The sequence below is a fragment of the Streptomyces sp. NPDC031274 genome, assembly GCF_055570235.1.
This window is the reverse complement of the sequence record NZ_JBVIHP010000021.1, coordinates 1-12534: the sequence shown is the minus strand read 5'-3', so window position 1 is coordinate 12534 and position 12534 is coordinate 1. Positions and strand designations below refer to the sequence as shown.

Genomic DNA, 12534 nt, shown 5'->3' with positions numbered 1-12534 from the left:
GGCGCCAGGTGAAGAGTCAACCCCTATTTCCAGCCAAATGACCGCCACTTTCCGGAACCTGACATCTGTAAAGACGGCGGACCGTTTCGCCTGCACTCGCACGTCCGGCACTCGCCAAAAGAGCGCAAACCGGACGCCGATCGGCCATTCATAACCATGCAGTCAGGCCATCTCCTGAGTTCTGCAACGAAATTGAGGTTTTACAAGGAGCGTTCTCAGGATTTACAGTGAGCGCCTACTAAAGACGACTCGCCGGTATCAGACATTCACGGTCGGCCCCTTGGGCCCGTACCGTTCGACCACAGACCGGCCAGTCAAAACGGGGAGAGTGTAAAGGCATGTTCTGTAAAGGCATGTTCGAGAAATTCCTTGAGGTGACCCAGCTCATCGTTCCGCGGTGCTGAGGTCTTCCGAGCACTGACGGGGGCATCGCGCACCGTCGCGAATTCCCCTTCGCCGCAGGCGGCCGCTCGCCTGCATGTCACGCACCACATGTACGACACGGCCATCCGTGGCACGTACGCCATGCGCGCCTGACCGCTTCCGGACGAGCCTGAGCGCTCCCGGACGGGACGGAACACGGGCACCTTGCTTCGTCGCGCCCTTTTCACTTCCAGCCCTCCCTGGCCATTTCCATGCCTAGGTCGACGGCTGACGTCTGACGGTCGATGCCTGGCTGCCAATTCGGCATACCCCCTTCCGAACCGGCTTCGCCATGCTCCAGTAAAGCATTTCCAATGACGCACTCAAAAGGTTACGGACTCTAGGTCAGAGAATGATGACGAAACCCACGGGGCCCAAGGAATTATCCCTGTCAGACATGCTGCGCGCGGCCGTACTCGCCCAGCCCGACCGGACGGCTGTCTCCTGCGGCGCGGAGAGACTGACCTTTAAGGAGCTCGATGAGCTGAGCGGAAATATGGCGGACCGCCTGCGGCTCCTCGGTACGGCGACGGGTGAACCTGTCGGCATCTTCATGCCGCCTTCCGTCGACCTCATGGTGAGCGTCTGGGGAGTCCTGCACGCGGGCGCGGCCTATCTGCCGCTGTCGCCCGAGTATCCGGACGAGCGCGTGCGCTACATGGTCGCCGACTCACAGACCAAGGTCATTCTGACGGACGAGTCCCTGGCCTCCCGGCTGGCCGCGATGACACCACCGGAGACGAAGATCGTCACTGTCGACCCGTCCAACACCCTTATCGGCAGCTCCCGTTCACCGGCAGCCCCGACGCGTGTAAAGGGCGACGACCTCGCCTACGTCATCTACACCTCCGGCAGTACGGGCAACCCCAAGGGCATCGGGATCGAGCACCACAGCATCGTCCATCAGATGCGCTGGCTGGCCGACGAACAGGGTCTCGATCCGACGAGGACGGTGCTGCAGAAGACGCCGCTGAGTTTCGACGCGGCCCAGTGGGAGATCCTCGCACCGGCCTGTGGCGCCGGTGTGGTGATGAGCGAACCGGGGGTCTACGCCGACCCCGGCGGGCTCGTCGACCTGATCCTGGCGAACCGGGTGACCACCCTCCAGGGCGTGCCGACCCTGCTGCAGGCGCTCGCCGACACCGGACGTCTCTCCGACTGCACCTCGCTCACCCAGGTCTTCAGCGGCGGTGAAGCGCTCACCAAGAGCCTGGCGATCGAACTGCTCGACGCGCTGCCGGACTGCGAACTGACCAACCTGTACGGCCCGAGCGAGTGCACCATCAACGCCTCGTCCCACCTCGTGGACCCCGAGGCCGTCCAGCACGGTCCGGACCACATCCCCATCGGCCGACCCGTGCGCGGCATGAGCTTCCACATCCTCGACACCGCCCGGCAGGCCGTCACGCAGGGCGAGTCCGGGGAACTGTACATAGCAGGGCCTCAGTTGGCCCGCGGCTACCTGAACAACCCCGAACTGACCGCCGAACGGTTCGTCACAGGCCCGTCCTCCGGCGGTTCCCGCTCCACCCGCCTCTACCGCACCGGCGACCTGGCCCGGTGGAACGACGACGGCACCGTGCAGTTCCTCGGCCGTACCGACAGCCAGGTCAAACTGCGCGGCTTCCGCGTCGAGCTGGACGAGGTCAAGGTATCCGTCGAGAAGCACGAGTGGGTCAAGTCCGCCGCCGTACTGGTCCGCGACGATCCGCGGACCGGCGCCAATCTCGTCGCCTTCGTCGAACTCGACCCCGAACGGGCCGCGTTGATGGACCAAGGCAATCACGGCGCCCACCACCAGTCCAAGCAGAGCAAGCTCCAGCTCAAAGCGCAGTTGGGCAACCTGGGGACCCGCCAGGACGAGGGGCTCTCCTCCGTCGAGCTGCCCGGACGGACGGCGACGGCCCGGCAGCGGCGCACGGTGTTCGCCCGTAAGACGTACCGGTTCTACGAAGGCGGCCACGTCACCCGGGACGACATCCTGGCCCTGCTCGCCCGACCGGCACAGCGATCGGCCGCGCCGCGCGACCCGGACACCCTCACCCTGGACGAACTCGGCTCCCTGCTGCGCCACTTCGGCCAGTTCCCCAGCGCCGAACGGCTGCTGCCCAAGTACGGGTACGCCTCACCCGGCTCTCTGTACGCCACCCAGCTGTACCTGGAACTGTCCGGCACAGCGGGACTGGAGGCGGGCCACTACTACTACCACCCGATCGACCACCGGCTCACGCTGATCAGCCGCGCGCCCGTCGGCGGGCCCAGGCTCCGGGTCCACTTCATCGGGCGCCGGTCGGCCATCGAACCCGTCTACCAGAACAACATCCAGGAGGTCCTCCGGTTCGAATCCGGACACATGGTGGGCCTGTTCGACCACGTGCTCCCCCAGTACGGGCTCCGCGTCGGCGCCCGCGCTGACGAGCCCGGGACCAAGCACGCCCTGCGCTGCCCGGACGAGGACTTCCACCTGGCCACGTACGAGGTGGAGACGGCCGCCGCCCCGGCCGCGCCCGACCCGGTCGAGCTGTACGTGCAGGCTCATCCCGGCCGGATCGCCGATCTGGCCGAGGGCCAGTACCGGTACCACGACGGGGACCTGGTGCGGGTGTCCGACGGCCTGATCCGCAAGCAGGACGTCATCGCCATCAACCAGGAGGTCTACGCACGTTCGAGCTTCGGGATCAGCATGATCGGCAGCGCGCCCGATCCGTGGCAGCGCTACGTCGACCTCGGCCGGGAGCTGCAGCGCCTCCAGATGAACGACCTCGGTCTGGGCCTCATGTCCTCCGGCTACAGCTCACAGACGGGCCATCCCCTGTCGTCGGCCCGGCGCATCGCGGACATCCTGGGCTCCGGCCCGGACACGGCCGGTGGCCCGGACCCGGCCTCCTACTTCGCCGTCGGCGGCCGGGTCAGCGCGGAGCAACGGCTCAGTGAAGGCATGAAGGAGGACTCCGTCCACATGCGGGGTCCTGCCGAGATCATCAAGGACAACCTCGCCGAATCCCTGCCGCCGTACATGGTGCCCAACCGGGTCACCGTCCTGAACTCCTTCCCCCTCACGCCCAACGGCAAGATCGACCATCAGGCCCTGCGCGACCTCGACAAGGCTGCCGTGGACGACGCCGACGCGCCGGTCGTCCCGCCGCGCACGCCCACCGAGGAGGCGATCGCCGCCCTGTGGCGCAAGGTCCTCCGTCAGGAGCGGGTCTCGATCCGGGACAACTTCTTCGCCGTCGGTGGCCACTCGCTGACCGCGGTCAACCTGGTCGGCAGGATCAACCGGGAGCTGGGCAGTTCCCTGCCGCTCCAGGTGCTCTTCGACGCGCCGACCGTCGCCGGTCTCGCCCGGCTCGTCGACCGTGCGCCCACCACCGCGCTCTCCCGCCTGGTGCGGCTGCGCGGGACGGACCGCGGTCGGCCGGTCTTCTGCTGGCCGGGCCTTGGCGGCTACCCCATGAGCCTGCGGCTGCTCGCCGGTCGACTCGACCTTGACCGGCCGTTCCTCGGCGTCCAGGCCTACGGCATCAATCCGGACGAGAGCGCGTACCCGACGTTCGACGAAATGGTCGCCAAGGACATCGAGCTCGTCCGGCAGGCCCAGCCGACCGGGCCGTACACGCTGTGGGGCTACTCCTTCGGGGCCCGGGTCGCCTTCGCCGCGGCCCGGCAGCTGGAACAGGCCGGGGAACAGGTCGACGAGGTGATCCTCCTGGCGCCCGGCAAGCCACCCGTGGAAGCCGGTGAGGGAGCGCCCACCGAGGCGACGGTCGGCTTCACCGACCCCACCTTCGTCTCGATCCTCTACTCCGTGTTCGCCGGAAACCTGGAGCCGTCGGCGGTCGCCGCATGCCTGGCGTCGACGCACGACGAGGAGTCCTTCATCGCGTTCGTCCGCGGCCGGTTCGAGTATCTGGAACGCGATCTCGTGCGCCGGATCGTCGGCGTGGTGCGGCAGACGTTCCTGTTCGAGTACGCCCCTCATGAACTGGCCGGGAACAGGGTCACCGCGCCGGTCACGGTGCTCCGGGCCGCGGGCGACCAGGACTCCTTCATCGATCACGACCACGGCCACGGCCACGGCCACGCACTGTCGAGCACGCCTCCCAGGATCAGCAGGCTGCGGGCCGACCACTACGCGCTGCTGCGTGCGAACGGGGTGGACGAACTCGTCACCGCCGTTCGGGCCGCACGACTCACCCGAAAGGTCATCCAAGTGCCCCACGTCAACATCAAGCATTTCCCGGACAACCTCGAAGAGACCCAGATATCGGCCCTGGTGGACGCGATCACCAGCGCGGTCAGGACCGCTTTCTCGGTCGACGAGGGCGCTGTCTCGATCGCCCTCGAACCCGTGACCCAGGACGTGTGGAACGAGCGGGTCTACATCCCGGAGATCGTCGAAGATCCCGGACATCTCGTCAAGACCCCGAACTACTGAGGCGGAGTACCTCATGCGCAAGATGATCACCAGGGTGCGTCAGGACCTCGCCATGATCGTCGAGAGGGACCCGTCGATCCACACCCGCTCGGAGGCGCTGCTCCACCCCGCCCTGCCGGCCCTGTGGGCCCACCGCACGGCACACGTCCTCTACACCCACGGACACCGTCAACTTGCCCGGCTCATCGCCTACTTGGCGCGCGCGGTGACGGGCGGCATCGAGATCCACCCGGGTGCGCGACTCGGCCGGCGCGTGTTCATCGACCACGGAGCCGCCGTGGTCATCGGGGAGACCGCCGAGATCGGCGACGACGTCACGATCTTCCACCAGGTCACTCTCGGCGCGGTCGGCTGGTGGCGGGACGGGCGGCGCGAGCCCGGCGCCCGGCGGCACCCGGTCGTCGGCGACCGGGTGGTGCTCGGCACCAACGCGATCGTCCTCGGTCCGGTCACCGTCGGCGACGACGCGCTGATCGGCGCCGGTTCGCTCGTCCTGGGCGATGTGCCGCCCCGGGCCCGCGTGACGGCTCCCGCGGCCGGTGTCGTCGTACCGCTGTCGGCCGCGGAGCGCGCGGAGTCGGAGCAACTCCTTCGCACCCTGGCCACCTCCGGGTGCTGGTGAACGGGGCGGGTGAACGGTGCCGTCGACGGCTCGCCCGCCCGCCCGCAGTGCACTCACATCCCGCTGACCATCGACCCGGCCACGAGCCGGAACCTCAACGGAGGAACACATGATTCACGTCGGAGTCCTGGAGAGCAATCTCTCCGGTTCCGGCTTCGAGGGCCTGCAGATCATCAAGGAACTCGACTGCCGCGTGACCTTCTTCACCCGCGACCTGGACCGCTACCTCGAAGTACCCGGCGGTCCTGACTACTTCGACCGCTACGTCGACGAGATCGTCCGGTGCGAGACGAACGTCTTCGATGAGCTCCTGCCGTACGTGCACGAGGCCGGAGCCGAGCATCCCTTCGACGCGTTCCTCACCCTGGCCGAGTACGACGTGGTCGTGGCCGCCGAGGTCGCGGTCCACCTCGGACTCCCCACCGTCAGCGTCGACGGAGCCGCCACAGCACGCAACAAGGCGCTGATGCGCCGCCGCTGCGCCGAACTCGGGGTCCCCATACCGGCGTTCCGCACGGTGAGCACGCCGACGGAAGCGGCGACGGCCGCGGCGGAGGTCGGCCTGCCCTGTGTGGTGAAGCCCGCCGACGAGACCAGCAGTGCCGACGTCCGCCTGGTGGACACCGCGGAGCAGGCCGCCGAGCACGTCGCCCTGATCCGGTCCCGTACACAGAACACCCGTGGCCAGGCCCGCTACCACGAGCTGATGGTCGAGGAGTATCTGAGCGGCCCCGAGGTCAGTGTGGAGGTGCTTGCCGACGGCGACCGGTACGAGGTGTTCGGGGTGACCGACAAGTCGGTCGTCGGCCTCGGCTACTTCGTCGAGCTGGCCCACACCTTCCCCTCGAGCCTGCCCGAGCCGCTCGTCCGGGCCTGCGGTGATCTGGCCGTGGAGGCGCTGCGCGCCGTCGGGTTCGACCTGGGCATGGCCCACGTCGAGGTCAAGGTGACCGCGTCAGGGCCCAAGCTCATCGAGATCAACCCGAGGCCCGCGGGGGGAAAGATCACCCACCTGGTCGACCGGGCCCTTGGCATCAAGTCCCTCGAACTGGTGGCCCGTCAGTACCTCGGCCAGCCGCTGCCGGTCCCCGTGCTGCCGCAGCGGCCGGTCAGCGGCGCCGCCATCCGCTATCTGACCGCGCGGCCCGGCCGGGTGGTGTCGGTCACCGGCCGTCAGCGGGCCGCCGCGCTGCCCGGCGTCGAGGAGGTCGTCGTCAAGCCCAAGCCGGGTTCCGTGGTGCGGGAGTTGCGCCGCAACGGCGACCGCGCCGGTCATGTGCTCGTGGTGGCCGAGACCGCCGAGCTCGCGGCGCGCACCGCGGAGGCCGCCGTCCAGGAGATCGGCATCCGCACCGAGCCGGTCTCCCGGCGTCCTGTCGCGGACTCGCTCGCCGATCTGATCGGCGGTACACCGCTCCTGAGGCTGCCGATGGACCGGATCGTGGACGGCGCCCCCGCCGACGCCGACGTACTGGCGAAGCTCGAGCTGTTCAACCCCTGGTCCAGCAGCAAGGACCGGGCCGCCCTGACGATGCTGCGCGGCGCCGAGCAGCAGGGGCTTCTCGCCCCGGGTGACGGCACCGTGATCGAGGCGACCTCGGGCAACACCGGAATCTCCCTTGCCGCCCTTGCCGCGAACCGCGGCTACCGCTGCGTCATCGTGCTGCCGGACAACGCGACCCGGGAACGGGTGGCGATGCTGCGCTCGCTCGGCGCCGAAGTGGTGCGGACCCCGCACTCCGGCGGCTATCAGGCGGCGGTCGACAAGGCCGAGGAACTCCACCGGCGGACCCCCGGGTCGTGGTTCTGCCGCCAGCACGACAACCCGGACAACACGCGGGCTCACTACGAGACGACGGGACCCGAGATCTGGAACGACGCCGGTGGGCGGATCGACGTGTTCGTCTGCGGAGTGGGAACCGGCGGAACGCTCAGTGGCGCGGGGCGCTATCTGCGCGAGAGCCACCCCGCCGTGCGGATCGTGGCGGTGGAACCGGCGGGCTCGCCACTGCTGTCCGGCGGCAAACCCGGCACGCACGGCATCCCGGGCTTCAACGGCGGCTTCATCGCGCCGACCACACAACAGAGCCTCATCGACGAGGTGATCACCGTCTCCGACACGGATGCCATGGACACCACCCGGCGGCTCGCGCGGAACGTCGGTCTGATGGCCGGTGTCTCGGGCGGCGCGGTCGTCCACGCGTCCGCCGTCCTGGCCGCCCGTCCGCAGTACCGGGGCCGACGCATCGTGACCCTGCTGCCCGACACCGGCGAGCGGTATCTGAGCCTGCTCGGCCGCGAGACCGCGCCGGAGCCTGAGCCAGTGGTGTCGGGCGGTGCCCGATGACGGCGCCCGCGCCCGCCGCTGAGCTGCCCGCCGACGACCGGCCGCGCCTGCTGATGGTGATGCCCTACCGCCAGTTCGTACAGAAGGCGCAGGCCGAGGGGTTCTGGGTCGGCGCGATCTGGGATCCGCGCCTGGAGACGCCGGACTATCTCGACGACGTACGCGACCTGGCGGATCTGTTCGTGACGGCGGACTTCCAGGAGCCGGAGCTGCTGCGGCGCACCATCCGCGAGGTGGCCCTGGAGCACCGCGCCTCGGTGATCTACCACATCGGCAGGGAGGAGACGATGGTCGCCGCCCACGAGGTCGCCGAGGACCTGCGCGCCGAGGTCAACCCGGCGGCGGCGATCCGTCTCCTCGCCGACAAGCACGCGATGCGGGACCTGCTCGCACGGCACGGGCTCTCCCCGGTGGCCTTCGAAGCGGCACCGACCCGGCTCGAAGTACCGGCCGCGGTCGAGCGGATCGGCCGCCCTGCCGTCGTCAAGCCGGTCGCGCTCGCCGGCAGCCGGGGCGTGTTCCTGTGGCAGGAGGCGCAGGACCGGGCGGCCTGGACGGAGCTCGTCGACGGGTACGGCTATGACGGCCCGTTCCTGGTCGAGGAGTATCTGCGCGGTCCCGAGTACAGCGTGGAGACGCTGAGCCGGGGCGGCAGGCACCAAGTCGTCGGCATCACCGAGAAGTTGCTGGGAGCACCGCCGCTGTTCGTGGAGGTGGGGCACGTCCACCCGGCGCCACTGCCCCAGGACCGTAGGCACGCCATCGAGGAACTGACCGTCCGGTTCCTCACCTTGTGCGGGTACCGCTTCGGCCCCGCGCACACCGAGGTGATCTGGACGGCGCGCGGCCCGCGCATCGTCGAGTCGCAGGCCAGGCTCGGCGGCGACCGGATACCGCGGCTCGTCGAGCTGGCCTGCGGCCTCGACATCGAGCAGGCGATCTTCGCAGGCCTGGCGGGCGCACCGGTCGATCTGCCCGAGCCGACGGCGACGGCGGCCGTGCGCTTCTTCACCTTCCCGCCCGGCCGCGTCGACGGCTGCCGTGGCCTGGAGAAGGCGCAAAGGCTGTCGTACGTCGACGAGTTGACCCTGCGTCTTCGTCCCGGTGACACCGTGCCGGAGGTCCGCGACTCCAAGGGCAGGCACGGGCACGTCATCGTCTCCGGCGCCACGCCCGATCAGGCCCGGAGCCGGTGCGCCGAGGCGCTCGCCGCCATCGAGCTCGTCATCGACGGGACGCCCGTACGAGCGGACGGCCGGGCCGGGATGCCGCCCACCCCGTTGCCAGTGCAGTCCGTTACGACTCCACCGCCTCGCAGAGAGGCACCGACCGTGCAGTACTCCTCACCGACGGCCAGGAGGTCGCCATGACACACCAAGAGGTGGCCGCCACGGCCGCCCCCGGCACGGACGCGCAGGTGGTGTTCGTCGGCTACAACGCGGCCTACTTGCGCGCCATCGACGGGAGTGTTCCAGAGAGGTCCGTCGTGGTGATCGAGGAGCCCGACATCATCCGCAAGCGGGAACTGCGGGACGCGGCGGGACGCTTCGGCTGCCTGGACCGGATCGTCCCCGCGCACTACCAGCAGTCGGCCGGGGCCCTCGATCTCGCGGCCGAGCTGGAGGCCGAGCGCCCGGTGGCCGCGGTCGTACCCGGCCTGGAGTACGCGGTGCCGGCGGCGGCCGCCCTTGCCGAGAAGCTCGGCCTTCCGGGCGCGACCGAACAGGCCGCGCAGGCGCTGCGGGACAAGGTGCGGCTACGTGAGGTCTGCGACGCCGGTGGCGTACGCGGACCGCGCTGGCGCGAGGTGCACGGGCCCGGGGACATCCTCGACTTCGCCGGTGACGGCCCCGTCGTGGTCAAGCCGGCCAACCGCCAGGCCAGCGTGGGCGTACAGCTCCTCGACTCGGTCGACGCGGTCACCGCGGCGCGGGCGTGGGAGCGCACCTCCTGCGCCGCCGAGTACGAGCAGGTGCCCGACCGGCGCCTCACGTGGCGCTTCCTGGCCGAGGAGCGCCTGCGGGGGCCCGAGTACAGCGTCGAAGCGCTTGTGCGACAAGGCGAGATCATCTTCCACAACATCACGGCCAAGACGGTGATACCCGGGCCGTACCCGGTGGAGGTGGGTCATCTGCTGCCCGCTCCGCTCGGCCAGGAGACGCGGGCCGCGTTCGAGACGGCGATGCGGGCGCTCGTCGCGGCGACCGGCTACCGCACCGGGATCCTGCACGCCGAGTGGATCCTGACCGAGTCCGGTCCCGCCCTCGTGGAATGCGCGGGACGCTGCCCAGGTGACTACTTGATCGACCTGAACGACCTCGCCTACGGCACGCGGATCAGGCTGACCCTCATCGACCTGCTGGCCGACCGTCCGGTCAGCCTGCCCCGTACCGCACGGCTGACCTCGGCGATCCGGTTCCTGGCCGCCGAGCCGGGCACCGTGACGGAGGTCGCCGGGACGGACACGGCGGGGGCCCTGCCCGGTGTCCGGGCCGTGGAGGTCGATGTCGAGACCGGCCAGGAGGTCCGGCCCTGGGCGTCCTCCTGGGACCGCGCCGGGCACGTCATCGCGACCGGTCCTGACGCAGAGACCGCGAGCCGACGCGTCCTGGACGCGGACGCCGCCATCCGCATCACCACGGGTCCCCGCCCCACCACGGCTGCCCGTCCCACCACAGAGTCTCGCCCCACCACAGAGTCTCGCCCCACCACGGATTGAGGAAGCTGATGTCTGTTCTGTGGCAGCGCGTCCGCGGCTGGCGCGGGTCCGTCCCCGGAGGGCCGGTCGGCATACGACTGTCCGTGATGGCGATGATCGACGCCGTCGGCACCGGTGCCTTCCTGGCCGTCTCCGTGCCCTTCATCACCCGGTCCGTCCATCTGTCGGTGGGCGCTCTCGGTCTCGGCCTGGCCCTGTCCGCCGCGATCGCGCTGATCACGGCGGTCCCGATCGGCGTCCTCGCCGACCGGATCGGCCCGAAGAAGGTCCTCGTCGGGGTGAGCCTGTGGCGCTGCGCCTGCTTCGTGCTCTACCCGTTCGTCCAGAATCTGTGGCAGTTCCTGACGGTGGTGTGCCTGCTCGGCCTGGTCGACAAGGCGGCGGCACCGATGGAACAGGCCCTGGTCGGGCAGGTGACGGCGACCGACGACCGGGTCAGGGTGGTCGCGGTCCTGCGGTCGCTGCGCAACGTCGGCTTCACCGTCGGCGCCCTGCTTGGCGGTGTCGGTCTGCTGATCGACACCCGGGTCGGTTACGGGGCGATACTGCTGCTCAACGCCGCCTCGTTCGCCGTGCTCGCGACCCTGGCCCACCGGCTGCCGGTGCTCAGCACCCCGGCGAAGAGCCTGCGGCGCCGCTTCTCGGTCGACGCGCTGCGGGACGGCCCGTTCCTGTCGTTCACCGGGATCAACGCGGTGCTCACCATGCACATGACGCTGCTGAGCATCGGCATCCCGCTGTGGATCGTCGAGCACACCGAGGTCCCGGCCGCGGTGATCTCGCCGCTGGTGGCGGTCAACACCGTGCTCGCGGTGGCCCTGCAGGTACGCGCGAGTCGGGGGACCGACACCATCGCAGGCTCGGCGCGGGGGCTTGTGCGGGCGGGCATCTCCCTCGCGGCCTGCTGCCTGCTGCTCGTCGCGGCGCCGAAGCCGCCCGTCGTGCTGGGCGTCGTCGTACTGCTGCTCGCCATGGTCGCGCTGACCGGCGGGGAACTGTTCCAGTCGGCGGGCGGCTGGGGCGGGTCGTATCTGCTCGCCGCGCCCGGCCAGGAGGGCGTCTATCTCTCGGTCTTCTGGCTCGGCGTGGCCGTCCAGCAGATCGCGGCGCCGGTCCTGATCGGCGTGGTCGTGACGACCGGCACCACCGGATGGGTCGTCCTGGCCGCCCTGTTCGCCGTCTGCGGTCTCGCGGCGCCCGTCATCGGCCGGTGGGCGCAGTCACGGGCGAACAGCCGCCCGCAGCAGGACCCGGCCCTGGCCGAGGCCGCGTGATCGCCCCCGTCCACCTGACCGGTGGGCGGGTCGTCCACTCGAACATCACCTCTCAAACTTCGCCTCTTGAACATCACCCTTTGAACTTCATCCGAGGAGAGAAAAATGTCCGTTCCGCTGTACGTCCCCGCCGGTGAAGGCGAGTACGTCGACATCCGCGACACGAAGAGGACGTACCTGAAGCTCACCACGCCCGACTCCAACGGGGAGTTCGGCTTCTTCGAGCACCACATGGCTCCGGAGGCGAAGGGCGCAGCCCCTCACATACACAAGCAGTCCACCGAGATGTTCTACGTGGTCAAGGGCGAGATCGAGTTCACCATCGGCGACCGCAAGGTGGTCGGTGAGCCGGGCGCGTTCGCGTACGTCCCCAAGGGTGAGCCGCACGGCTTCACCAACCGGGGCACCGAGGACGCCACCCTGCTGATCATGTTCTACCCGATCTACGACCGCGAGGACTACTTCCGCGGCCTGGGACGCCTGACGGCGAACGGGCGCAACCCCAGCATGGAGGAACTGCGGGAGCACATGGCGAAGTACGACCAGTTCATGGTCTGACGCCGCGAGCCTACGCGGCGGTGGTGGGGGGGGGGGGGGGGGGGGGGGGGGGGGGGCGGGAGGGGGGGGGGGGGGGGGGTGCGGGTCTTTTTCGGTGCATGGAGGGCCACGAAAACTCCGCGCCCACCGCGGCTGGGTGGGCGGGGGAATGGA

The 12534-nt window shown here is 69.6% G+C and carries 7 protein-coding genes and 1 pseudogene; all 8 read left to right on the top strand.

All coding sequences use genetic code 11. The features are described from left to right. Positions 1-820: 820 nt before the first annotated feature. Positions 821-4861, top strand: a complete 4041-nt coding sequence (locus tag ACZ5CR_RS29650) for an amino acid adenylation domain-containing protein (protein WP_468862906.1) — start codon at positions 821-823, stop codon at positions 4859-4861. A 13-nt stretch (positions 4862-4874) separates the two neighbouring features. Next, a complete protein-coding gene (epsC, locus tag ACZ5CR_RS29645) occupies positions 4875-5483 on the top strand; it encodes a serine O-acetyltransferase EpsC (RefSeq protein WP_468862904.1) in 609 nt (202 codons plus the stop codon). A 109-nt stretch (positions 5484-5592) separates the two neighbouring features. After that, positions 5593-6480: pseudogene (locus tag ACZ5CR_RS29640) on the top strand (ATP-grasp domain-containing protein); the annotation flags it as partial. A gap of 54 nt (positions 6481-6534) precedes the next feature. Beyond that, entirely contained in the window at positions 6535-7830 is a 1296-nt protein-coding gene (locus tag ACZ5CR_RS29635) for a cysteine synthase (RefSeq protein WP_468863208.1), read from the top strand. Beyond that, positions 7827-9200 (top strand): ATP-grasp domain-containing protein, encoded by a 1374-nt coding sequence (locus ACZ5CR_RS29630; protein WP_468862902.1) that lies wholly within the window; start codon positions 7827-7829, stop codon positions 9198-9200. Before ACZ5CR_RS29635 ends, ACZ5CR_RS29630 begins: the two co-directional genes overlap by 4 nt. Beyond that, on the top strand, positions 9197-10549 hold the full coding sequence (locus ACZ5CR_RS29625) for an ATP-grasp domain-containing protein (protein ID WP_468862901.1): 1353 nt from the start codon (positions 9197-9199) through the stop codon (positions 10547-10549). The genes ACZ5CR_RS29630 and ACZ5CR_RS29625 overlap by 4 nt, the downstream gene beginning before the upstream one ends. A gap of 8 nt (positions 10550-10557) precedes the next feature. Continuing rightward, positions 10558-11823 carry an MFS transporter gene (locus tag ACZ5CR_RS29620; protein WP_468862899.1) on the top strand — a complete coding sequence of 422 codons (1266 nt, stop codon included), beginning with the start codon at positions 10558-10560 and terminating at the stop codon, positions 11821-11823. Between the two features lie 105 nt (positions 11824-11928). Further along, positions 11929-12381: a cupin domain-containing protein gene (locus ACZ5CR_RS29615; RefSeq protein ID WP_356253883.1), complete on the top strand. Its 453-nt coding sequence runs from the start codon at positions 11929-11931 to the stop codon at positions 12379-12381. Positions 12382-12534: the final 153 nt, after the last annotated feature.